A 22420-nucleotide genomic window follows, 5' to 3' on the forward strand; every position below is an offset into this window, starting at 1 on the left:
GTCGCTACTGGTTGTCTCTCCCAAGTGTTCTTATTGAGAGTGTCCTGTCTGAGAGCGCTCTGGCTGATGTGCATCAGGCAGTGGCGTTCGGCAGCGACGGGGCCGCTGCTGCAAGACCTGGGCTTGGCTCGGCTGCCGTGCGCATGGCACGCATGTGTCCCTTCACCTCTACCTCGCGATGCCAGCTCAGCGCCTGCTCCAGACAATGTGGCGTGTGGCCACCACGCTGACACGCCTCCTCGAAATAGGCGCGCAGCGCAGGACGATAGCTCGGGTCCGAACAGTTCTCGATTACCTGCACCGCCCGCTCGCGTGGCGCCAGACCGCGCAGATCCGCCAGCCCATGCTCGGTGACCAGGATATCGACATCGTGCTCGGTGTGGTCCACGTGGCTGGCGAACGGCACCACGCTCGAGATATCACCCCCCTTGGCCAATGACTTGGTGATGAACACCGACAGCTGGGCATTGCGCGCGAAATCGCCGGAACCGCCGATGCCGTTCATCATCCGCGTGCCGCAGACGTGGGTGGAATTGACGTTGCCATAGATGTCGAACTCAAGCGCGGTATTGACCGCGATCACGCCGAGCCGTCGCACGATGCCCGGATGATTGGACAGCTCCTGCGGGCGCAGGATCAGGCGGTCACGATAGCGCTCGAGGTCCTTCCACAGCGTGCGGCCACGCTCCTCGGTGACGGTGATGGAGGAGCCGGAGGCGAAATCGAGCTTGCCGGCATCCAGCAGATCGAAGGTGGAATCCTGCAGTACCTCCGAGTACATGGTCAGGTGCTCGAAGGGCCCTTCCTTCAAGCCACTCATCACCGCGTTGGCCATGCTGCCGATGCCCGCCTGCAGCGGCAGCAATGCCGGTGTCAGACGCCCCAGCGCGACTTCCTGCTTGAGCAGCTCGACCAGGTGATCCGCCATCCGACGGGTATCGTCATCGGGGGGCGTACAGGTCGAGGGACTATCACTGCCACGCGTCAGCACGATGGCGGCAATCCTGGCAGGGTCAATCGGGATATAGGGCGTGCCGATGCGCGAATCCGGTGCGACCACCGGAATCGGCTGCCGGCTGGGGCGCATCTGCGGAATGTAGATGTCGTGCAGCCCTTCAAGCGCTGCCGGCGATTCGAGGTTGAGCTCGATGATCACCTTGTCGGCGAGAATCGCGTAGCTGGCCGAATTGCCCACCGAGGTGGTCGGCACGATGCCGCCATCGGCAGTGATGGCGCTGGCCTCGATCACCGCGATGTCCATGTCGCTCAGTTGGTGGTTGCGCAACAGCTCAACCGTCTCGGACAGGTGCTGGTCCATGAACATCACTTCACCGGCGTTGATCGCACGCCGCAGCACCGGGTCGACCTGAAACGGCATGCGCCGCGCCAGCATGTGGGCATCCGCCATCTGGCCATCGAGGTCATTGCCCAGCGAGGCACCGGTCATCAGCGTGATGGAGAACGGCTCGCGACGCGCCTTCTCGACCAGCGCCAGCGGCAGGGCCTTGGCCTCCCCCGCCCGCGTGAAGCCGCTCATGCCCACCGTCATACCATCGTGAATCAATTCGGCGGCCTGGCTGGCACTCATCTGTCGAGACTGCCAGTCAGTCCAGCGACAGCGACGCGCGATCTCGGCGTGTTGCTCCGGGGTCAGCTCGCCGACCTCCATGCGCGCCAGCAGCGAGAACACCTCACTGGATGCAGCTGTTGCGGCAGGCGTGGCTGATGCCTCGGCAGCTGCGGAGGCTGGCACATGCTCTGCAAAGACCGCCTGGGCATGAGGCGTGACACTGGAGCGAGAACCGGATGAAGACACGACGGCAGAACCTCCTGAAGGGCAAGACACCACGAAATAAGCAAGCAAGGGGCTGGCAAGATGCTTATCAGATCAAGCATAGCCAAGCCTGAAATAGCCAGGTCTGTAATAACCAGGTCTTCAAGAACCAGGCGCTGGCTTTCAGCATCCCACGCAGCACGCCGCCCCCGCATCAGGCCTTGGTCGCAAGGCAGCGGCAGCGGCTGGAACCAGACGGTGCATAAAGGGCGACGCTGCGCGTGGCGCCAATGGCGACGGCAAGACACGAAAAAGCCCGCTCATGAGGAGCGGGCTTTCGGGAAGTGCAGATGATGACGCGAGGCGTTACACCATGCTGTCGAAGTCCATGTTGTCGAAGCTTTCCGGCGCATCGGCGTAGCCGTAGAGCGTGTTGCGACGCTGCAGGCGGAATTCGCCCAGCAGCTGCTCGTAGCGGCGTGGCACCTCGGCATTGTCACGCGTGACGATATAAAGATTTTCGTAGACGGCTTCGGTCAGCGGCATCTCGCGCACCTGACGCTGCCACGGCGAGGTCTCGAGCACCGTACGCGAGACGACGGTAAAGCCCAGACCACGTGCCACGGCGTCCAGCACCATGCCGATATCGTTGGTGAAGCCCTGCTGCGGGAAGTGGCTCATGGAGCGGAATTCACCGGAGAAGTTCTCACGCAACAAGGCACTGGCATTGTTGACGCCATCGGCGTAATTCATGAAGCCCAGCGCCATCAGCTCGTTGAGGCTGTTGCCGGCGAAGTCGGCGGGCACCACCAGGCACAGCGGCTCCTGATGCCACAGCTCGAAGTTGAGATCCGGATGCTTGACCGGCTCGGTGACGATACCCAGGTCGAAGCGACCCGCCAGCACGTCCTGCACGATCTCGGAATTGAAAGCGAAGCTGTAGCTGACCGTCAGTCCCGGATGCTGCTGCTGATAGCCCAGGGTGAACGGATAGAACATCAGCCCGACGCTTGAGGGACTGGCCACGCGGCATTCGCCGCTGTCCGGGGAGTCATCATCCAGTGAGTGCATGAACTGGGTGTGCTCGGCGAACAGCTTGATGGAGTAGTCATAGCAGCGACGCCCCGCTGCGGTCAGCGAGAACTTGCGTCCCTGGCGATTGAGCAGCGAGCGGCCCAGATACTGCTCCAGCTTGCGAATATGCTGGCTGACGCCGGGCTGGGTCATCTCCAGCTTGCGCGCGGTATGGGTAAAGCTGCCGGTCTCCACCAGTGTGATGAAGGTACGAAAATACTGGGCGTTGAACATGAAGGCACTGACCACTCACGAACGGGGGACGCGACTCGGCGCATCGTGTTGCCGGCGACGACCTGCATGACGCAACTGCCATGTCTGCACAGGTGCCACCGACCCGCAAAGCACATGATTCTACCAGAGCTGGCCGCCATGCGCAGCGCTGCGCCCCGCCACTCTCGCGTGTTAGCATCAGGGACAATGCCAGCTGCCACCCTGGCTGCGTCTGCCGTGTTCAACGCCACGGCGACGCGCCAGGGCCCGGCGCTTACCCCTGTCCTGGCCGGTCTCAACACTGGCCCGAAACACGAGATGCTTTAGATGTCTGATGCTCTGGCTGCACGCGGCGAAGCCATTCACAAGGCGCTGCTCGCCATGGAAAGCGAGTGTGCCGAAAATGACCTGTTCCCGCTGGGGTACATGATTCCCCAGGTGGAACTGGTGCTGGAAAACGCCGATTACGATCCCGAGGATGTGGTCGCGGAAGACTTTGACGCCACCTTTGAAGAGTGGATGCAGCACGCCTTTGCCCAGGACAGCATGAGCGTGGACGACCGCGAGCGCATTGCTGAACTCTGGGCAGAAGCCCGGAAACGCGCCCAGACCACCGTGGGCGCCTGACACAAGGAAGACAGTCATGAATTCTGTCACCAGCGAAGCGACGACCTATTCACGTGATGCCAGCTCCATGCTGGTCTCGACCATCATCTCGCCGGAAGGCAGCCTGGAAGTGCTCTCCCAGGATGAGGTCAATCGCCTGCGCGATACCTCCTCCAACGGCTTGCATGACATCCTGCGCCGCTGTGCGCTGGCCGTGCTCAATTGCGGCAGCCAGACCGATGACAGCGTCGCGGTGCTCAACGCACACAAGAATTTCGAGATCGAGGTGCTGCAGCAGGACCGCGGCATTCGCCTCAAGCTCGACAATGCGCCCGGCGATGCCTTCGTCGACGGCAAGATGATCCGCGGTATTCGCGAGCATCTCTCCAGCGTGTTGCGTGACATCGTCTACGTGGCCAACGAGATCCAGAACACTCCGCGTTTCGATCTCACGACCACTGAAGGCACCACCAATGCGGTGTTCCATATCCTGCGCAACGCCGGGGCGCTGAAGTCCTCGCGTGAGCCGAGTCTGGTCACCTGCTGGGGCGGTCACTCCATCAACCGCGAGGAATACGAGTACACCAAGGACGTGGGTTATCACCTCGGCCTGCGTGATCTCGACATCTGCACCGGGTGTGGCCCGGGCGCCATGAAGGGCCCGATGAAGGGGGCCAACGTCGCGCACGCCAAGCAGCGTCGCAAGCAGGGCCGTTATCTGGGCATCTCGGAACCGGGCATCATCGCCGCCGAATCGCCCAACCCGATCGTCAATGAACTGATCATCATGCCGGACATCGAGAAGCGCCTTGAAGCCTTCGTGCGCACTGCACATGGCATCATCGTCTTCCCGGGCGGCGTGGGCACCGCCGAAGAGATTCTCTATCTGCTCGGTATTCTGCTGCACCCGGAAAACAGCGAGCTGCCGTTCCCGGTCATCTTCACCGGCCCGGCGTCCAGCGCCGAGTACTTCAGGCAGATCGACGAGTTCATCGCCTACACCCTGGGCGAGGAAGCGCGCTCGCGCTACACCATCATCATCGACAATCCGGTCGAGGTGGCACGCACCATGCGCGGTGGCATCGACGAGGTGGCGGAATTCCGTCGCCAGCATCAGGATGCCTTCTACTACAACTGGCGCCTGCATATCGCCCCGCACTTCCAGCAGCCCTTCGCGCCGACCCACGCCAACATGTCGGGCCTGGCGTTGCACCGCAACCAGCCGGTACACGAACTGGCGGCCAACCTGCGTCGCGCCTTCTCGGGCATCGTCGCCGGCAACGTCAAGAAGGAAGGCATCGAGGAGATCGAGCGCGACGGGCCCTTCCGCCTGACCGCCGAGGCCGAGCTGATGGAGCGTCTCGACGCCCTGCTCACCTCCTTCGTCGCCCAGGGCCGCATGAAGCTGCCGGGCAGCGATTACGTGCCCTGCTACACCCTGTGCAAGTAATGGCCGGCTGATGGCACGCCCAGGCGTGCCGTCACTTCACAAGCCATCACAAGAACGCCCCGATCATCGCTGATCGGGGCGTTCTTGTTGGTAAGGATGATCTTGCTGACAGGATCTCAAGGGCATCAAGAATCGAGGCTCAGCTTTCCTCACCACGACGGCGCTGCATCCACATGCTGATCACATGCGCCAGCAGCCCCAGCGTCAGACCATCGACCAACACCTCAAGCGCACCCTCCTGAGGGCGGTTGAGCATCGGCGCGGCGAAGTTGAAGGCCGCCATCGCCGCCAGCCCCACCACCAGCCAGACCAGCAGACGACGCATCATCGTCGGCACCTTGGCCTTGGCGGTCTCTGACAGCTGACGATAGATATAGATGCCCAGCGCGCTGACGGCGACGGCAAAGCCGACGATCAGCATCAGCCGCGTATTCTCGCCGCTGATCAGGAAACGCGGAATATTGGCGACCATTACCACCGCCAGACCCGCCAGCACGGAGACGCGCTGCGGCGTCAGGTTGCGGGCACGCGGATGATCAGGATTCAGTTTCGGCATGTGAAGCAGTCTCGATGAAAGAACGGACAACAGAAGAAGCAGGCGGCGGGCCAGCCCACCGCCGCAGGATCAGGCCGTGGCCGGCAGGGTCGGAATCCAGCTCTCGACCCACGGCAGTGCCGCATCATCGGCCATGAAGGTTTCCATGGCGTCGATCTCGAGACGCTCGCCGTGGCGTGTCGCGCCCAGATCCGCCAGACGCTCGTCCAGATGACGCCCCGCACCGCAGTAGGTCTCGCCGTAGGAGCTGTCGCCCAGGGCGATCAGCCCATAACGCAGCCAATCCAGCGTCGGAGACTCGGCAGACAGCGCATTGAGGAAGCCGGTCAGATTGCCCGGCACATCGCCACTGCCGGTGGTGGAAGTGACGAATAGCGCCAGATCAGGGCGCGCGTCAGTCAGGTCGGCCAGTGTCGGCTGGTCGAGCACCTCGACCGTGTAGCCGGCCTGCTCGAACAACGGTTGCACCTGCTCGGCCACATCCAGTGAACCGCCATACATCGTGCCGACAAAAATCTTCAGAAGCGCCATGCATCCTTCCTTATTCGAACGATCACCCGCCAGTGGCGGGAACGTGAGTGCAGTGCGAAGAGTCGCGCAGACGCTCTCCGACATTTGGTCGCGATGGTAGCACAGCGCGCCTGCGAGACGCAGGCAACAGGCGGGCCTGGTGCGATGAATCGATAGCACAGCGCGGCCGCGAGACGCAGGCAGCAAGCGGGCCTGGCCTGATGAATCGATAGCACAGCGTGGCCGCAGGCAGCAGGAGCTGGCAGAGCCCTTCTGTGCGCCCCGCAAACGAAACAGCGCCACCGTGAAGAACACGATGGCGCTGCGAGGGTCTTGCCAGTGAAGCATCCTGCGTTGCGAGCCTGGATCACGACAGCTGGCGATGAAACCCTGTCAATTGCGAACTTGCTGGCTCAGAGCCTCTGATCAGAAGCGATACGCCACTGACAGACGCACGTCACGCCCCGGGCTGGTGATGGCGCCCGGCGTGATGCCGCGTGCGCTGTTGGTTTCCAGGAAGTAGGTGTTCTGGTCGCTGTATTCCTTGTCGAACAGGTTGTAGATACCGGCAGTCAGGGTCAGGTCCTGCATGTCACGCGGCACCCAGCTGGCGTAGACATCATGCGTGGCGTAACCGGCGCGCTCGCTCTGATCATCCGGCAGGTCGGTGAGGCGCTCGTAGGCGGTCACGGTCCAGCCGATCGTCATCTGCGGGTCAGCGAAGGTATAGCGGTTGTCCAGGCTCCAGCGATCACCGGTCTGGTTGCCCAGGCCCATGTCATCGACCACGGTCTCGCCCTGATTGTCTTCCAGGTCCATGGTCAGGTAGCCCAGCGTCATGTCCCAGCCGCCGATGCCGTAGGTGGCACGCGCCTCGACACCCTTGCTGGTGACGATACCTTCCATGTTGGTGATGGTGGTCACACCGCCCGAACTCTCTTCGGTGATGTAGTTGTCGAAGTGGGTATCGAAGTAGGTGACTTCCAGGCCAGCGCGGTCACGCTGGGTGAGGAGGTCATTGCCCTTCCAGCGCGCGCCGACTTCCGTGCTGCGCGAGGTCTCGGCCTCAAGCCCCGGCTCAACCACCAGACTCTCGCCGGGACCGACACCACCATCGACCAGGATGGCTTCACGGCCCTTGTTGCCGCGTACCGCAGTGGAGTAGCCGGTGAACAGCTCGACACCGCCGCCGACACGCCAGTTGAGGCTCGCGTTCGGGCTGACATCGGTGTCATCCAGCGTCTCGCCATTGGCGTATTCGGTCTTGTAGTCATCGACACGCGCGCCGAAGGACAGGTCCACCGCGCCAAGTGTCATGCGGTGCTGGGCGTAGAGCGCGAGGTTGCGCGCCTTCTCGTCGAAGCCACCGGTGCTGGATTCGTCGTAGACATAATCACTACCCAGCGTCAGACGGTTGTCCATGTCCTCGGGGCCGAAACGGAAGGTGTTGTTCAGATCGCCGCCATAGCTCTCGACATCGGCGTTCAGCTCGGCGCCGGTGGAGACAGTGGTGCGTTCCAGCTCGGTCTTGGTATGGAAGACGTTGGTGTGCACGTCGACCAGGCGCGAGCCCGGATCAAAGTCATAGTTGGCGGTATAGGTGTCACGGCTCAGGTCGGTATCGACCTTGGCATTGTTGAACTCCTGACACTCCATGTTGGGGCGCACGCAATAGATGCCGGTGTCCTCGTTGTGCTCGGCGCTGATGCGCAGGCTGTGAGCCCCCTGATCCAGCAGGCTGAACTTGCCGAAGTAACTGCGCTGATGGCCGCCGGTGCCCTCTTCTTCATCACCGCCGCCAGTGCGGTAGTCATCGCTGTTGCGTGCGCTGGTCGAGAACAGCAGGCCCGCATTCGGCGCGACTTCACCGTAGACGGAGAGCGTGCCCTTGACGGCATCTGCCGCGGACTCGGTGCTGCCCTTGACCATGCCACCGAAGGTCTGGCCCGGCTTGAGCATGTCCTGGGCATCCTTGGTGACGAACTTGATGCTGCCGCCCAGGGCGTTGGGGCCATTGTCGGCGGCGCCCGGTCCGGCCTGCACTTCAGCACGCTTGAGCAGTTCCGGCTCGATGTTGAAGCTGGAGCTGTGGTGGAACAGGTAGCCGTTCTGGCTGGCACCATCGACGCTGATGTTGAGGTTGGTGTCTTCCAGACCACGCACGTAGATCTTCTCGGAAGAGGCGGTAGTGCCCCCGACGGTGACGGACGGCGTATCACGGAACACATCCTTGAGATCATGCGCCTGATGCAGCGCGATCTCGTCGCTATCGATGACCGCCGTGGCATTGAGGCGATCGTCCTCGATCTGCAGCGTGTCCATCTGCAGCGTCTCTGCATGGGCAGTACTGGCACACAGCAGCGCAATGGCTGCCACCAGCGGACGCGGAGTGAAAGCAGTGGCGCGGGAAGCGCTGGCTGCCACGCACGGAGAGAGGCGATCGGTCATGAGCGGAGAGTTCCCAAGAGTAATAATAATAATGATTCTTTTTGCGAACGAGATAATGCACGCGTTTGCACATTTGCGTCATCAACACTCCCTGCAACGCCGCTCTGCAATTTCTGCAATCAATGCGCGTCACTTCTCGCCTTCTGCAGCGCCAGATGGTGCCTGAACTGCCAAGAACGGTCCGATTTGCACATTTTTTCACCCGTGCAGCCACCAGATTCGCTTTTTTATCACCTGTCTGTCATCAGATACGGAACCATCGCCAGCCACTGACGTCTTAGCCGACATGCCTCGACAAGTGCTGGCCCACGCAAATTTCTCGCTTCACGGCAGGGTTTCGTCCTGCGGAGATCGGATTTGCGCAATGTGTGCGACTTTGGATGCAACACTACGGGCAGAGTGATATAGTTAGCGTGCTCAGATTAAGGGCGCTTGCTGTCACGCCAGGACAGTGCCCCTTCATGGCCTCGGCCCTGAAGATATCTGCAGCAGATGCAAGACCTGTCGCCGTGCGCTGAGGTGCTCGGCCGGCAGTGACGGTTGTTGATCGATGAGCGCGTCTTTGCCCGGGGGCATCCCCCTGCGGCCTGAGGGGCACGGTCATCGACAGGCAATCCGTTGTGCAGCGACTGGCGCTGCAACGGGCCCGTTTGGCCCGTACAAGGTGGGTGTTTCCCTGACGGCACACCCCGACCCTCTGAACAACCGGACCTATTCGATGAGCGATATCGACGCCTATAACACCTTCCTGATGGTCGCAGACCTCGGCAGCCTCTCCCGCGCAGCAGAACGTCTGCGCCTGCCCAAGTCCACCGTCAGCCGTCGCCTCGACGCCCTTGAGGGCCGTTTCGGCACCCGCCTGGTCGAGCGTGGTCATCGTGGCATTCGCCTGTCAGAAGCCGGCGAGACCCTTTACCGTTACGCACGCTCGATGGCCAATCTCGATGATGAAGCGCACCGCGCCATCGAAGACCGCCAGTCAGACCTCACCGGTACCATCCGTATCCACGCCACGCCGTCGCTGGGTCGTCACTTCCTGGGTCACGCGCTGACCAGCTTCCTGTCGGAACACGAAGGCGTCGATATCAAGCTGAAGCTGTGGCACAACGGCCGCGAGATTCTCGAGAACCAGCCGCACCTGGTCATCGGCTTCCCGCATCTGGCCGGCAGCACCCATGTCTTCCGCCCGCTGACCCACTGGCATCAGGCGGCCTACGCGGCCTCTCACGTCGAGAACCCGGAAGAACTGCCGTGGGGCGAGCTGGAGCCGCTGGTGTCAGGCACCTCCCTCTCGCGTCACCCGGAAGACCCGCGCCCGAATCACATCCAGTCAGATGACCTCGAAGTCCTCACCGACTACGTGGCCGATGGCCTGATTCGCGCCGTGCTGCCGACCGACTGGGTCAACACGCTCAGCGAGCGCAACGGCCAGTCCTTCAAGCGTCTGGAATGCGACGAGATCCCGCCGGTCGAGATCGGCATGCTGCTGCCGCGCGGCCCGATCCCGACCCGCGTGCGCATGCTCGCCGACTGGCTCGCCCGCGAGATCGGCAAGACAGAGCCGGAACGCGTCACCGCCAAGGCCGCCCGTCGCACCGTCAGCGAAGCCGCCACCACCACCGGTTGATGGCAGCGATGCCATGCTGTCGCCCTCCTCTCGCTTGAGATGAACCAGCGCAGCCCACAGCAAAAAGGCCAGCCCTCAGGGGCTGGCCTTTTGCGTTCTGGCTTGTCATGTTTAGCATGTACTGAATCAACGACAGGCAGGGCTTCTCATGTGGCAACGCGACACGCTCACCCTCTCCGCCCGCAAGCGCGGTTTTCACCTCATCAGTGACGAGGTGGAGCAGACATTGGCCGAAATGCCGCCGGTCAGTGTCGGCCTGTTGCATGTACAGCTGCTGCACACCTCCGCCTCACTAACCCTCAACGAAAACGCCGACCCCGACGTGCGCCACGACATGGACGCCTTCCTGCGCCGCCTGGTACCCGGCAACCTGCCCTACTTCCGCCACACGCTTGAAGGCGATGACGACATGCCCGCCCACGTGCTCGCCAGCCTGCTCGGCACTCAGCTCACCCTGCCCGTCGAAGCCCGCCGCGGCGTCAATCGTCTCGCCCTCGGCACCTGGCAAGGCATCTGGCTCGGCGAACACCGCGTCCACGGTGGCAGCCGCAGGCTGTGTCTGACACTGAGTGGAGAATAGACTGACTATCCCCCCTCTCACATTCAAACAGCAATATAAATCTACATTAAAACTAATACTTCAACTTATTCTTTTTCGCTTCATTTCTATTTGGCTTTGTCCTCTAACAGAAATATTTAGCAATGAAGACAATTTTTGCTTATCCTTAAAGTTGACCGGAAACATATAAATATGGCGCACAACAAGCTCTTTAACTATACGAGCACAGACAGTATTATCGCTTAATTTAGTCATACAAGTCTCAATACTATCAATATTAATCTTCTTGAAAAAATATAACTCTATAGACAACTTCAACAAGTGTAATGCGGGTGTGGGCTCTCGATCTTCAATCATTCTATATATTTGCATGGCTTCCTTAGAACCGACAGAAGTAGATATCTTTCTGACTACAGCATTAATAACCCCATAAGTTAAATGAAGATATGCATTTTCCGCAAATTTTTCAACCTGACTATTACTTAATTCAGGATTTTCTTCTAAGTGACTAGATATCACCTTAACAATTTCTTTTTTAGATGCGTCTGAGATTACAATAAAATATTTCAAGAATCTTAACCCAGCATTGATTCCAGACTCTGCCAATAGGGTTAGTGAGTCCCTACGTAAAGATGCATGTCTATTTCTAATTATCTGGCCAGCAACCTCCATCCCCTTAAATGTTTTATTGATGTTTGCCAGAAGATCCGGCGACTCATCTTGGAATTCTTCATCAGATGTAACTTCATGTTTATCTAGCTTTTCATTATACTCATCTCTTTCTCGCTGTATCTCACGTTGCTCAATAATCAACTCAGGTATTTGACGCATGAAGTCATCCATGAAGGCAAGCTGTCGTCTATCAAGAGTTGCCGAGAGATGCTCACTAAACAAGTTTGAAAGTACATCTTGAATCTTATTTATGACCCATGTTTCTTTTGTATGATGAGTCACAAATATCAGTATATTCGCACAATCCTCGCGATGCATGTTATCAAGCAGATAGTCTACTTTAAGCTGAACTTCTTCATATTCAGAATACGCCTCAGAGATCTTCTTACCCACAAAAAAATAATATATATATGGATATTTAAAATCTATACCGAGATCTTTGTGGCACAATATAGAGTGCTTGACCAATTTTGGCATTACGACTTCTTGTTCTATATCCAAGTACAAATCACAATATTCGTTGAAAAATACCCTCAGCTGCTGATTATTAAGCCCGCCTTCATTAATAAAGATTTTCCAAGCAAGCTCAGTCAATACATTTAAGTATTTATCGTATTCATTATCATGTATTTTAGCATTAGAAAATGCTTGATAGATTAGCTGTTGATAGCAATGTCCGTGTGATGAAAGCTCTAGACTCAGCTTAGAGTTAGCCTCGAACATCTGCAGAAGCATGAGTATGTAGATTGGTTTTGGCGGAACTATGTTTTTCTTTACTACAGAGTTAATAGCATCTTTCAGCTCGTCACATTTAGAGTATAGCTCTTCATCCGATATGGTCTCAATTACACCGAGTGAGATCCAATTACGAATTAATTCTTCGCGCTTTTTATTACCAAAAACCAGAATGTCAATTTTGTCAAAGTCATCTAAGGCTGGGATCTCGTCCATAAGCAAAGAAAATGACGATTGTACTGTAAATATGCATTTTTCGAAAATACTACAAAGTTCAAAAATAAACTTGTCACGGAATTTTTTATTCAAAGGAACCTTATCAAGGTTATCAATAATAACAACCTTGTCAGGGGTTTCCAAATAGTTGTCTAGAGTTATGCCTTCATATTGACGCGCTAACTCTTTAGCAATCAAGCTTAGGACGCTCGAATCTTTAACTTCCTCACCATTAATTATCAATGGTAAGTTTGAGCAAATCAGCAAGCTTTTATAGTAATACTTCAACAATGAGGTTTTCCCTTGTTGCTCATCTCCAGAAATAACAATGCGAGAGCAATCGTTTATAACATCCTCAGCACTTCTAAAAGACTTTAATTCTTTATTATTTTCGTTTAACAACTCTACATCTGGTACTACATACACATCTGAGAGCTTGACTTTTTTAACATTTCGATGGGTAAGAGTGATTTCGGTATCTTCGATCCATTCATTTATATAAGGACTAACAACAAGGCCGTCTTCATCACTTGAAATAAAAGCTTGCGACTTATCTGCTTTTGGAACAAATTCATTAATATGTTTTCGTATACCAGAAACAACATTTAACCAAGCTTCATCTAAATTACCCCATGTGTCAATAGGCTTAGCATCTTTAGGCAAGCCTTGGAATTTAGCTATAGGGGAGCTTGACCAATCTGTAGAGCGGACAATAATTGGTATAAGTTGAGCCTGCCCAGCATCATGCATTTCAATAGCTTTGCTAGCTTCTATATCTATACAGTAGTCAGAACTCAAGAAAGATGAACTGACAAGAAATAATATCAAGTCTGAATCTAAAAGCTGGCTAGATATTTCCGCCGACCAATCGGAGGCGGGAATAATTTTTCGGTCATTCCACTCTGTTATATCTCCGTTCCTTACCAACCCTGATATATGCTCAACCAGCTCATCTTTAAACTTTTCATCTTTATGAGAGTAACTAATAAATACTTTTGATGGCATGTTTAATCCCTTAAACCTTAGAGTTGTTTTATTACAGCAGCCAGCTTAATCCAAAAACTTTAAACGTTTCTAGAATGATAGCAGCTCAACGCTTTGAGCATAATCCATAGAACACATTTTCAAGCGTGAGCACACTAACAGTTTCTTGAATCTAAGATCAGAGAAATAAAAAGTCCAGTCACAAATAGTCTTTCGCTTTCACCACAACTATATTGTCAACCGCCTCGCCCTCGGCACCTGGCAAGGCATCTGGCTCGGTGAACACCGCGACCACGGCGGTAGCCGCAGGTTGTGTCTGACGCTGAATGGAGAATGAAAAAAGGCCGCGAGAGATCGCGGCCTTTTAACTTTAGAAGTTACTAAAAAACACGGGCTTATCGCGTCGAGTCCTCGTCCCCTACCGTGCCACCCATCGGGTCCATGGCGCGGCTGGAGGGGTATTTGTAGGAGGCGAAGCGCACGGCGAGCACCGAGAGGGCGAGGAAGAAGATGCCGCCGCAGAGGTAGAGCAGGCCGATATCGGGGGCCTTGTGATGGGAGACGTCGCCGATGAGGTAGCGCGTCAGCGCGGTGATGGCGATGTAGAGCAGAAAGCGGATCGGCAGGTGGTTGGTCTTGAAGTAAATACCGACCATCGCGCCGAGTTCGAGATAGATGAACAGCAGCAGGATGTCATCGACGCTGGCCGAGCCCTTGGCGAACATCTCGAAGAAGGCCGATACCGAGGCGATGGCAATCGCGCCGCCGATGGCGAACAGGCCGAGATAGTGGAAGCCTTCGACCAGGAAATTGCCGATCGAGTTGGCTTGCTTGTGCATGCGCTCCCGATGCTTGTCTAGCCTGTTCATGCCGCGTGTCCTCAGACAGAAATGATGAGAAAGAGACTGCAATATCGGTGCCGCGGTCGTGATGAAGGCAAGAGTGGGCCACCGGACCCGCGCAGGCGCTGCCTACCAGCCGAGCGTCTGCTTGACGAAGGGAATGGTCAGCTTGCGCTGGGCGGAGAGCGAGGCGTTGTCGAGTTCGCTCATCGCCGCGAACAGGCCCGGCAGGCTACGCGGCCCGCGATGCAGAATGTAGCGGGCGACTTCGTCGGGCAATGCAAGGCCGTGGTCACGTGCACGCAATTTGAGCGCTTCGAGGCGCTGGGCGTCATCCAGCCCCGAGAGATGGAAGGTGACGCCCCAGGAGAGGCGCGAGGCGAGATCCGGCAGGATGACGGGCAGCAGACGGGGCGCGCAGCTGGCGCTGACCAGCAGATGCCGCCCGCCATCGCGCAGGCGGTTGTAGAGGTGGAACAGCGCCTCTTCCCAACGCTGGCGACCGATCACCACATCCAGATCATCGATGGCGACCAGGTCCATCTCGTCCAGCCCTTCGAGCATGTGCGGCGGGAAATGGCCCAGCTCATTGAGCGGCAGATAGAAGGCACGCTTGCCCTGCTCGCCCGCCAGATGGCAGGCCGCCTGCAACAGGTGGCTACGTCCACTCTGCTCGCCGCCCCACAGATAGACGAAGGGCTCCCCGCCGTCGGCAAGTTGGCCCTTGAGGGCCTCCGCCAGCGAGGTCGAGGTGAAGTGGTAGTTGTCGAAGGTCGCAGCGTCACGTACCCCGACGCCGAGTGCCATCTGTCCCTGAGTCATTGCCATCCGTCATGCTGATTGTTGTTGCCGTGATCTCGTCTCTCGATCACTGGGTATCCTCTGCCGCCGGCGGTGCTGGCTGATCGGCAGCCACCGCGGGGCGAGAATCACGCTGTTGGTCATATAAAGTACTGTTTTTATAGCGATCATGCAGATAACGCAAGAGCACCATGATCACGGCCGCCACCGGCAGAGCCAGCAGAATGCCGGTAAAGCCGAACAGCTGGCCGCCCGCCATCACCGCGAAGATGACCGCGACCGGATGCAGGCCGATCTTGTCGCCCAGCAGCAGCGGCTGCAACACCACGCCTTCCAGCAGCTGACCGAGCGCGAAGACTCCACCGACCGCCAGCAGCGCCCACCACTCGCCGAACTGGAAGAAGGCCACCGTGGCCGCGATCAGGATCCCGACGATGACGCCCAGATAAGGCACGATACTGGCAAGCCCCGCCACCAGGCCGATCAACAGCGCAAACTTGAGTCCGATGATCGCCAGGCCGATTGCGTAGACGATGCCCAGACTCAGCATCACCAGCAGCTGCCCGCGCAGGAAGGCACCCAGCACCTCATCACAGTCATGCGCCAGACGAGTGGCGGTGGGCTCCATATAGCGCGGCAGCAGGCCCTGCAGCTTCTCCTTCATGCGGTCCCAGTCCAGCAGCAGATAGAAGGTGACCACGGGAATCAGCGCCAGATTGCCCAGCCAGATGGCCATCGCCAGCCCGGACTTGGAGACGGTACCCAGAAGTGCTGCGGCGAAGGTGCCGGTCTCTTTCCAGTTGCCCAGCAGCAGCGAGCGGACCTGATCGAAGTCGGCACTGAAATCCAGTCCGGTGAACGCCTGGATCTCCGGCAGCACCGTCTCGCGTATCCAGTTGAAGACCATCGGCATGAAACTGATCAACTGCGCCAGCTGACGCCCCAGCAGCGGCACCAGCACCAGCAGCGCGATCAACAGCACCAGCGAGAGCACGCTGAACACCAGCGTGACCGCCAGATGGCGCGACAGGCCCTTGTCTTCCAGCCAATCGGCCAGCGGGTCACCCAGATAAGCGAGAATCATGCCGATGAAGAACGGCATCAGAATCGGTTCGAGCATCACCAACAGGCCGAGGAAGGCCACACCTGCGGCCAGCAACCACCATTTACGCTGCATCTTCACTCCTTGAGACAAGCCGTGGGGCACTCGTGACGGCTGACTGCCGACGGCGCACGCATCACCCATTGTTGCCTGTCGCCGAGTCACCCACAAGACACGCGCCGCTCACGCGTCTGACATTGCCTTCCCCGGCGCCACCCAAGGTGCGACAAGGCTTGCCATGACTGGCGTGGCGGACTTTTCACATTTTGATGCGGTTTTGTGAATCGGCACAGTGTCAGCTGCGAAGCGCAATGCTACAATGGCCGCCTTTCTTTTCCCGCGATCGATCGTGTCTCACCGCCCAGGCCGCACCGACAGGAACCTCACATGACGCAACGCCCCCAGGACTCCTCGCCCAGCAAGACTTCCTTGAGCTACAAGGATGCAGGTGTCGATATCGATGCAGGCAACGCCCTCGTCGAACGCATCAAGGGTGTCGCCAAGCGCACTCACCGCCCGGAAGTGATGGGTGGTCTGGGTGGCTTCGGCGCCCTGTGCGAACTGCCGGCAGGCTACCGCCAGCCCGTGCTGGTCACCGGTACCGATGGCGTGGGCACCAAGCTGCGCCTGGCCATGGACCTCAACCGTCACGACACCATCGGCATCGATCTGGTCGCCATGTGCGTCAATGACCTGGTGGTCGCTGGCGCCGAGCCGCTGCAGTTCCTCGATTACTACGCCACCGGCAAGCTCGACATCGACATCGCCGCTGACGTCGTCACCGGTATCGGCGAAGGCTGCCTGCAGTCCGGCTGCGCGCTGGTCGGCGGCGAGACCGCTGAAATGCCGGGCATGTACGAGGGCAGCGACTACGACCTGGCCGGCTTCTGCGTCGGTGTGGTCGAGAAGTCCGAGATCCTCGACGGCAAGAAGGTCGGCGCAGGCGACGTGATTCTGGGTCTGGCCTCCTCCGGCCCGCACTCCAACGGCTACTCGCTGATCCGCAAGATTCTCGAAGTCGCCGATGCCTCCCTGCTCGAGCAGGAAATCGACGGCCAGCCGCTGGCTGACGCCCTGATGGCGCCGACGCGCATCTATGTCAAGCCGCTGCTGTCGCTGCTCAAGGAAAGCGGCCTGTCCGTGCACGCCATGTCCCACATCACCGGTGGCGGCCTGCTCGAGAACATCCCGCGCGTGCTGCCGGAAGACTGCACCGCCGAGATCGACGTCGCCAGCTGGAAGCGTCCGGCGGTCTTCGACTGGCTGCAGCAACAGGGCAACGTCGAAGAACACGAGATGCACCGCGTGCTGAACTGCGGTGTCGGCATGGTCGTGGTGGTCGCTGAGTCCGACGCCACCGCCGCGCGCGCCCACCTGGAAGCCCAGGGCGAGACCGTCTTCACCCTCGGCAGCATCCGCGCCCGCAACGGCATGGAAGAGCAGGTCCAGCTGGAGAATCTGTCCGCATGATCGAACCGAATACCAACGCCTCCAACGGTGACACTCTCGGCGGCTTCGGCAACGGTTTCGAGGCAGACGATGCACCGGTTCGCCCGCGCGTCGTGGTACTGATTTCCGGCAGCGGCAGCAATCTGCAGGCGCTGCTGGAAGCACAGGAACACGACGAGCTGGGCGGTGATGTGGTCGCGGTCATCTCCAACAAGGCCGATGCCTACGGCCTGGTACGTGCGCGCGAAGCCGGCGTCGATGCCGTGGTGCTGCCGCATGATGAGTACGAGAACCGCGAGCACTACGATGGCGCCCTGATCAAGGTGATCGAGCGCCACGAACCGGACCTCATCGTGCTGGCCGGCTTCATGCGCATCCTGTCGCCGATCTTCGTGCAGCGCTTCTTCGGCCGACTGATGAACATCCATCCGTCACTGCTGCCGGCCTGGCCGGGCCTTGATACCCATCGCAAGGTTCTGGAAGCCGGCGAGAAGGAACACGGCGCCAGCGTGCACTTCGTCACCGAGGAGCTCGACGGTGGCCCGGTCGCGATCCAGGCCGTCGCCAACGTGCTGGAAGGCGATGATGAAGCCAGCCTCAAGGAGCGCGTGCACACGCGTGAGCACCTGATCTACCCGATCGCGGTGCGCTGGTTCCTCGAAGGCCGCCTGACGCTCGACGGGGAAGTGGCCAAGCTCGACGGCCACAATCTGCCGGTGGGCGGCCTGCGCCTCTCCCACGCCGATGTGGAAGAAGAGCTCAGCGATGAGCTGCCGGAAGGCGAGGAAGACTGATCAGTGACGTTGCCTTGCTGGCAAGGCCGACTGAGCTGATAGCAAGTTGATAGCGCGCTGACAGCGAGCTGAAAACAGAAGCCCCCGCGACATGCAAATGTCGCGGGGGCTTCTTGTTTCTAAAGCTTCACTTCTCTCTCGGCGACTTTCGCGTTCAGAAGGTGTAACTCACCCCCACCTCCCCGCGCGCCGTCACCTCATCCCAGGTCTCGATGCCGGCGCCCAGATGCAGCATGGCATTGCGGCCCAGCTGCATGCGCCAGCCACCGTCGACACGCAGGTAGTTGTCGCTGCCGCGATCGAGGTCCTCGGCGCGGTAGGCATTGGTCGGCAGGCTCGCCAGTCGCACCTCGGCGCTGTCGGCGTCATCATCCAGTCGCTTGCCGTAGGCCAGCTCACCATAGAGGCCGAAGCCTTCCGCGATGGCGCGGTCGACCATGAAACCGGCCTCGACCCGGCGATCGCGCAGCGTCTGATCCGAGACGCTCAGGGCGTTGGCGGCAGAGCCGGATTCGGTGTAGCCATCGATGTCGGACTCGGTGTGGCGGTAGGCCACGAAGGGCGCGTTGTACCACAGCGAGTCGGCGGCGGTGAGGCGATAATCGAGACGCGCCTCGGCGCTGAAGCCATCGCCATCGGTCTCACCGGACAGGGTGCGCGATGACTGGCCCAGCGCGACATGGCGGTCGAGGTCGTAATCGAAGTCGCCGTAGCTGGCCACCGCCTGGACGCCAAACCTGCCCAGCTGCTGACGGGCGAACAGACTGAACACCTGCCCTTCCAGCTCAAGCTCACTGCCATCATCGACATCGAAGTCCGCATTGCGCTGACTGACCGCAACACCGCCCCAGGCCTGGCCGAGCGCGTTGTCCAGCGGCAGCATCACGCCGACAGCCGCACCGCGCTGTTCGCTATCAAAGCCCTGCTGGCCGCTGGAAGTCTCGCCATCGCCGGTGCCGCCACTGGCCGAGCCGATGGCGAACACGCGCACGCCCTTGTCCTCGCCATCGCCGGAGCGCTGCTTCTGCGCACCGGGGCGCAGCTCATCGGAGAGCGAGCGCTGACTGGCATTGAGCGCCCCCGTGCCCAGCTGCGGCGCCAGCCCCAGTACCGAGGGCGCGGCGAGCATCGCATAGGCGTAGTCGGCCAGAATCTCCTGGCCAGCGGTGGTCGGGTGCACGCCATCATTGAACAGCAGCTTGTCGGGATCTTCCGCGGCGCCGCCCAGCCCGTAGGGCGTGACGTTGCAGCTGTCGGAGAAGCACACCTGGGTCAGCGGCACGTCGCTGGCAAAGCCGAACTCGGCCGGCGATGCCAGTACCTCCTCGAGAATGCCGACGGTATCGAGCCGGATGATGTTGACCTCACCATCCAGTGCCGCCAGTCGCTCGCCCAGCGCATCATTGAAGACGCCTACCAGCGCGGAGGTCCCCGCCGCCTGCGCGGCACCCGCCGACTGACCTGCCGGCGTGCTGCCGACATCCGGCAGGTTGGAAACCATGATAGTGGTGGCACCCGCCGCTGCCAGTGCCTCCACCGCGGAGGCCAGATTGCCGGCGGAGGCGACCGCCGTGGCCGGTGAGGTGATCACGCCCTGCAGGAAGTCATTGCCACCGCCATTGACGTAATAGAGGGCGTCCGGGTCGGCACTGCCGCCGGTGCTGACCAGATAGCCATCCTCGACCCTGAGCACCGTGCCCGCGCCCGGGCTGCCCGCGGGGATGACCACCTCGGAGCCATCCTCATCTGTCACCGAGGCCAGAATCTGCGCCGTGGTATAGCCGCCCACCGCGTAGTTGGTGCCGTCACTGAAGCCGGCCAATTGATAGATCACCGAGGTGGAAGGCTCTGCCGCCAGCCCCAGTTCCGTGGCCAGCAACTGGGTCGAGACGCTGCCATAGGCCGAGTTCTCGTAATCCGGACCGCTGCGGTTGGTGAAGCGCAGGCTGTTGAGGCCGCCCAGGGTGGTATCGGGGAACTGACCGGAATCGCTCAGGCTGTCGCCGAAGAGATAGAGATTGGAATAGGCCTGCGCGGGAGTCGCCAGCAAGGTGGTGCTGATGGCGAGGGCGAGACCGCTGAGGGTGAAACGTTGGACCAGACCGCTGGCGCTGGCCGGAGGGAATACAGCGCGATGTGAACGCGATGGCATGGCGTGCCCCTTGCTTGTGGGAGGTATCCGTCCTGCAGCCACTCTGAGGGTGGCCTGCAGACAAGCATAGGCAATAAAACAGGTGATTGAATCACATGTTTTATTCAACTTCCGGCTAAGACTCAGCGCCTTGCAAGCGTGCCACGTTCTCGCTACTTGCCACCGGCGTCTCTCTTGCCACCATCATCACAGCTCGGCACACATCGCCACGAGCAGGCACAAAAAAGCGCCTCCCGAAGGAGGCGCTCCTGACTTTCCACACTCTTGTCTTGCCGCGCGCAGGTCACTTGCGTAAACGCAGTCCCCAGGCGCGCAGCAAGGGGTATCAGGTACGCGGCAGTGTCACGCCACGCTGGCCCTGATACTTGCCGCCGCGATCCTTGTAGCTGGTCTCGCAGACTTCATCGGACTCGAGGAACAGCATCTGCGCCACGCCTTCATTGGCGTAGATACGCGCCGGCAGGTTGGTGGTGTTGGAGAACTCGAGGGTGACGTGTCCTTCCCACTCCGGCTCCAGCGGCGTCACGTTGACGATGATGCCGCAACGCGCGTAGGTGGACTTGCCCAGGCAGATGGTCAGCACGTTACGCGGAATGCGGAAGTACTCGATGGTACGGGCCAGCGCGAAGGAGTTGGGCGGAATCACGCAGGAGTCGCCCTTCACGTCCACGAAGCTCTTCTCGTCGAAGTGCTTGGGGTCCACCGTCGCCGAATGGATGTTGGTGAAGACCTTGAACTCATCCGAGCAGCGCACATCGTAGCCGTAGCTGGAGGTGCCGTAGGAAATCACACGGCGCTCATCGTGAAAGCGCACCTGATCGGGCTCAAAGGGTTCGATCATGTCGTGGCTTTCGGCCATGCGACGGATCCACTTGTCGGATTTGATGCTCATCGAGCGTACCTGACTGACTGATGGGGAGAGACGCGTGAGCGCCATGAAACGCGGGCCAGCATGATACCGGCCCGCTGTGTCGCTGGAAACCTCGCGACGCGCGGCTTGTGACTGTCGCGCCGGGCTCAGCTGAAGCTGATGCTCGGGCCTTCATCCGCGCCGGCGGTATCCAGCGTCTCGATGACCTGACGCGCGATGGAGAGGAAGCACTTGGCCACTTCGCCGTCCGGCTCCGCGATCACGCTGGGACGACCGCCATCGGCATTCTCGCGAATGCTCAGGGTCAGCGGCAGCTGGCCCAGCAGACGAGTCTGGTATTCCTCGGCGATACGCTCACCGCCACCGGCACCGAAGACCGCTTCACTGTGGCCACACTGGCTGCAGGTATGCGTGCTCATGTTCTCGACCACGCCCAGCACCGGCACCTTGACCTTGCGGAACATCTCGATGCCCTTCTGGGCATCCAGCAGCGCGATGTCCTGCGGCGTGGTGACGATGACAGCGCCGGAGACCGGCACCTTCTGTGACAGGGTCAGCTGAATGTCACCGGTGCCCGGTGGCATGTCGATCAGCAGCACGTCCAGCTCGCCCCAGGCAGTCTGGTTGAGCAGCTGCTGGAAGGCACCGGCGACCATCGGGCCACGCCAGACCATCGGGTCCTTCACGTCGACCAGATAAGCCATCGACATGGTCTTGATGCCGTGCGCCTCGATGGGGCTGAAGACCTGCTCACCGGCCATTTCCGGACGCTGGCCGGTCGGCACGCCGAACATCTGCGCCTGACTCGGGCCGTAGATATCGGCGTCCAGCAGGCCGACCTTGAGACCTTCCGCCGCCAATGCCAGCGCCAGATTGGCGGTGACGGTGGACTTGCCGACGCCACCCTTGCCGGAAGCGACCGCGACAATGTGCTTGATACCTTCCATACCTTGAAACTCCTGTGACGGCCTGCGCGGCGCGATGA

Annotated in this window: 18 protein-coding genes and 1 pseudogene; 7 read left to right on the forward strand and 12 right to left on the reverse strand. The window is 59.6% G+C overall.

Annotated features, from left to right (window positions below; translation table 11 throughout):
• Window positions 1-73: 73 nt before the first annotated feature.
• Window positions 74-1669: an acetyl-CoA hydrolase/transferase family protein gene (locus tag CDPAHKCJ_RS02185; RefSeq protein ID WP_166018599.1), complete on the reverse strand. Its 1596-nt coding sequence runs from the start codon at window positions 1667-1669 to the stop codon at window positions 74-76.
• Between the two features lie 471 nt (window positions 1670-2140).
• A complete protein-coding gene (locus CDPAHKCJ_RS02190) occupies window positions 2141-3082 on the reverse strand; it encodes a LysR family transcriptional regulator (RefSeq protein ID WP_166018472.1) in 942 nt (313 codons plus the stop codon).
• Between the two features lie 306 nt (window positions 3083-3388).
• Between CDPAHKCJ_RS02190 and CDPAHKCJ_RS02195 the strand changes: the two genes are divergently transcribed.
• Together CDPAHKCJ_RS02195 and ppnN are read left to right on the forward strand one after the other, a co-directional pair.
• Complete coding sequence (locus CDPAHKCJ_RS02195; protein ID WP_166018474.1) at window positions 3389-3688, forward strand: hypothetical protein; 300 nt, start codon at window positions 3389-3391, stop codon at window positions 3686-3688.
• Between the two features lie 16 nt (window positions 3689-3704).
• Entirely contained in the window at window positions 3705-5117 is a 1413-nt protein-coding gene (gene ppnN / locus CDPAHKCJ_RS02200) for a nucleotide 5'-monophosphate nucleosidase PpnN (RefSeq protein ID WP_277343427.1), read from the forward strand.
• Window positions 5118-5256: 139 nt separating this feature from the next.
• Here the strand turns inward: ppnN and CDPAHKCJ_RS02205 are convergent, their stop codons facing one another.
• The 3 genes from CDPAHKCJ_RS02205 to CDPAHKCJ_RS02215 all read right to left on the reverse strand — a co-directional run bounded on the left by CDPAHKCJ_RS02205 (window position 5257) and on the right by CDPAHKCJ_RS02215 (window position 8631).
• Window positions 5257-5673: a hypothetical protein gene (locus tag CDPAHKCJ_RS02205; RefSeq protein ID WP_166018476.1), complete on the reverse strand. Its 417-nt coding sequence runs from the start codon at window positions 5671-5673 to the stop codon at window positions 5257-5259.
• Between the two features lie 69 nt (window positions 5674-5742).
• Window positions 5743-6204: a flavodoxin domain-containing protein gene (locus CDPAHKCJ_RS02210; RefSeq protein ID WP_166018479.1), complete on the reverse strand. Its 462-nt coding sequence runs from the start codon at window positions 6202-6204 to the stop codon at window positions 5743-5745.
• Between the two features lie 405 nt (window positions 6205-6609).
• Window positions 6610-8631 carry a TonB-dependent receptor gene (locus CDPAHKCJ_RS02215; protein WP_166018506.1) on the reverse strand — a complete coding sequence of 674 codons (2022 nt, stop codon included), beginning with the start codon at window positions 8629-8631 and terminating at the stop codon, window positions 6610-6612.
• A gap of 718 nt (window positions 8632-9349) precedes the next feature.
• Here CDPAHKCJ_RS02215 and CDPAHKCJ_RS02220 point away from each other — a divergent pair.
• Together CDPAHKCJ_RS02220 and CDPAHKCJ_RS02225 are read left to right on the forward strand one after the other, a co-directional pair.
• Window positions 9350-10258 carry a LysR family transcriptional regulator gene (locus CDPAHKCJ_RS02220; RefSeq protein ID WP_200017282.1) on the forward strand — a complete coding sequence of 303 codons (909 nt, stop codon included), beginning with the start codon at window positions 9350-9352 and terminating at the stop codon, window positions 10256-10258.
• 148 nt (window positions 10259-10406) lie between these two features.
• Window positions 10407-10838, forward strand: a complete 432-nt coding sequence (locus CDPAHKCJ_RS02225; RefSeq protein WP_166018510.1) for a secondary thiamine-phosphate synthase enzyme YjbQ — start codon at window positions 10407-10409, stop codon at window positions 10836-10838.
• 60 nt (window positions 10839-10898) lie between these two features.
• Here the strand turns inward: CDPAHKCJ_RS02225 and CDPAHKCJ_RS02230 are convergent, their stop codons facing one another.
• Entirely contained in the window at window positions 10899-13445 is a 2547-nt protein-coding gene (locus CDPAHKCJ_RS02230) for a TIR domain-containing protein (protein ID WP_166018513.1), read from the reverse strand.
• Between the two features lie 220 nt (window positions 13446-13665).
• Between CDPAHKCJ_RS02230 and CDPAHKCJ_RS13295 the strand changes: the two are divergent.
• Window positions 13666-13761: pseudogene (locus CDPAHKCJ_RS13295) on the forward strand (YjbQ family protein); the annotation flags it as partial.
• Window positions 13762-13819: 58 nt separating this feature from the next.
• On the opposite strand, the gene CDPAHKCJ_RS02235 reads toward CDPAHKCJ_RS13295, so the two are convergent.
• The 3 genes from CDPAHKCJ_RS02235 to CDPAHKCJ_RS02245 form a co-directional block, all read right to left on the reverse strand.
• Window positions 13820-14263, reverse strand: a complete 444-nt coding sequence (locus tag CDPAHKCJ_RS02235; protein ID WP_240916616.1) for a phosphate-starvation-inducible PsiE family protein — start codon at window positions 14261-14263, stop codon at window positions 13820-13822.
• A 132-nt stretch (window positions 14264-14395) separates the two neighbouring features.
• Window positions 14396-15094: a DnaA regulatory inactivator Hda gene (gene hda / locus CDPAHKCJ_RS02240; RefSeq protein ID WP_043334111.1), complete on the reverse strand. Its 699-nt coding sequence runs from the start codon at window positions 15092-15094 to the stop codon at window positions 14396-14398.
• A 40-nt stretch (window positions 15095-15134) separates the two neighbouring features.
• Window positions 15135-16244: an AI-2E family transporter gene (locus CDPAHKCJ_RS02245; RefSeq protein WP_166018515.1), complete on the reverse strand. Its 1110-nt coding sequence runs from the start codon at window positions 16242-16244 to the stop codon at window positions 15135-15137.
• Window positions 16245-16556: 312 nt separating this feature from the next.
• On the opposite strand from CDPAHKCJ_RS02245, the gene purM reads away from it, so the two are divergent.
• Window positions 16557-17639, forward strand: a complete 1083-nt coding sequence (purM, locus tag CDPAHKCJ_RS02250; RefSeq protein ID WP_054556274.1) for a phosphoribosylformylglycinamidine cyclo-ligase — start codon at window positions 16557-16559, stop codon at window positions 17637-17639.
• Window positions 17636-18412, forward strand: a complete 777-nt coding sequence (gene purN, locus CDPAHKCJ_RS02255; protein ID WP_166018517.1) for a phosphoribosylglycinamide formyltransferase — start codon at window positions 17636-17638, stop codon at window positions 18410-18412. The genes purM and purN overlap by 4 nt, the downstream gene beginning before the upstream one ends.
• A gap of 154 nt (window positions 18413-18566) precedes the next feature.
• Here purN and CDPAHKCJ_RS02260 read toward each other — a convergent pair whose 3' ends face one another.
• The 3 genes from CDPAHKCJ_RS02260 to apbC all read right to left on the reverse strand — a co-directional run bounded on the left by CDPAHKCJ_RS02260 (window position 18567) and on the right by apbC (window position 22418).
• Complete coding sequence (locus tag CDPAHKCJ_RS02260) at window positions 18567-20564, reverse strand: autotransporter domain-containing protein (protein WP_166018519.1); 1998 nt, start codon at window positions 20562-20564, stop codon at window positions 18567-18569.
• 325 nt (window positions 20565-20889) lie between these two features.
• Entirely contained in the window at window positions 20890-21456 is a 567-nt protein-coding gene (gene dcd, locus CDPAHKCJ_RS02265; RefSeq protein WP_043334107.1) for a dCTP deaminase, read from the reverse strand.
• A gap of 125 nt (window positions 21457-21581) precedes the next feature.
• Window positions 21582-22418 carry an iron-sulfur cluster carrier protein ApbC gene (gene apbC, locus CDPAHKCJ_RS02270; RefSeq protein ID WP_267906767.1) on the reverse strand — a complete coding sequence of 279 codons (837 nt, stop codon included), beginning with the start codon at window positions 22416-22418 and terminating at the stop codon, window positions 21582-21584.
• Window positions 22419-22420: the final 2 nt, after the last annotated feature.

Origin of the sequence: Cobetia sp. MB87, from assembly GCF_011319755.1 — a bacterium.
Classification (GTDB): Bacteria; Pseudomonadota; Gammaproteobacteria; order Pseudomonadales; family Halomonadaceae; genus Cobetia.

What these genes read in the sequence shown, in the direction of transcription:
- hda (WP_043334111.1), bottom strand. Translation starts at nt 15,094, where the DNA reads ATGGCAATGACTCAGGGACAGATGGCACTCGGCGTCGGGGTACGTGAC.
- CDPAHKCJ_RS02215 (WP_166018506.1), bottom strand. Translation starts at nt 8,631, where the DNA reads ATGACCGATCGCCTCTCTCCGTGCGTGGCAGCCAGCGCTTCCCGCGCC.
- CDPAHKCJ_RS02225 (WP_166018510.1), top strand. Translation starts at nt 10,407, where the DNA reads ATGTGGCAACGCGACACGCTCACCCTCTCCGCCCGCAAGCGCGGTTTT.
- purM (WP_054556274.1), top strand. Translation starts at nt 16,557, where the DNA reads ATGACGCAACGCCCCCAGGACTCCTCGCCCAGCAAGACTTCCTTGAGC.
- CDPAHKCJ_RS02185 (WP_166018599.1), bottom strand. Translation starts at nt 1,669, where the DNA reads ATGGAGGTCGGCGAGCTGACCCCGGAGCAACACGCCGAGATCGCGCGT.
- ppnN (WP_277343427.1), top strand. Translation starts at nt 3,705, where the DNA reads ATGAATTCTGTCACCAGCGAAGCGACGACCTATTCACGTGATGCCAGC.
- CDPAHKCJ_RS02230 (WP_166018513.1), bottom strand. Translation starts at nt 13,445, where the DNA reads ATGCCATCAAAAGTATTTATTAGTTACTCTCATAAAGATGAAAAGTTT.
- CDPAHKCJ_RS02190 (WP_166018472.1), bottom strand. Translation starts at nt 3,082, where the DNA reads ATGTTCAACGCCCAGTATTTTCGTACCTTCATCACACTGGTGGAGACC.
- CDPAHKCJ_RS02210 (WP_166018479.1), bottom strand. Translation starts at nt 6,204, where the DNA reads ATGGCGCTTCTGAAGATTTTTGTCGGCACGATGTATGGCGGTTCACTG.
- CDPAHKCJ_RS02260 (WP_166018519.1), bottom strand. Translation starts at nt 20,564, where the DNA reads ATGCCATCGCGTTCACATCGCGCTGTATTCCCTCCGGCCAGCGCCAGC.
- CDPAHKCJ_RS02205 (WP_166018476.1), bottom strand. Translation starts at nt 5,673, where the DNA reads ATGCCGAAACTGAATCCTGATCATCCGCGTGCCCGCAACCTGACGCCG.
- dcd (WP_043334107.1), bottom strand. Translation starts at nt 21,456, where the DNA reads ATGAGCATCAAATCCGACAAGTGGATCCGTCGCATGGCCGAAAGCCAC.
- purN (WP_166018517.1), top strand. Translation starts at nt 17,636, where the DNA reads ATGATCGAACCGAATACCAACGCCTCCAACGGTGACACTCTCGGCGGC.
- CDPAHKCJ_RS02195 (WP_166018474.1), top strand. Translation starts at nt 3,389, where the DNA reads ATGTCTGATGCTCTGGCTGCACGCGGCGAAGCCATTCACAAGGCGCTG.
- CDPAHKCJ_RS02235 (WP_240916616.1), bottom strand. Translation starts at nt 14,263, where the DNA reads ATGCACAAGCAAGCCAACTCGATCGGCAATTTCCTGGTCGAAGGCTTC.
- CDPAHKCJ_RS02220 (WP_200017282.1), top strand. Translation starts at nt 9,350, where the DNA reads ATGAGCGATATCGACGCCTATAACACCTTCCTGATGGTCGCAGACCTC.
- CDPAHKCJ_RS02245 (WP_166018515.1), bottom strand. Translation starts at nt 16,244, where the DNA reads ATGCAGCGTAAATGGTGGTTGCTGGCCGCAGGTGTGGCCTTCCTCGGC.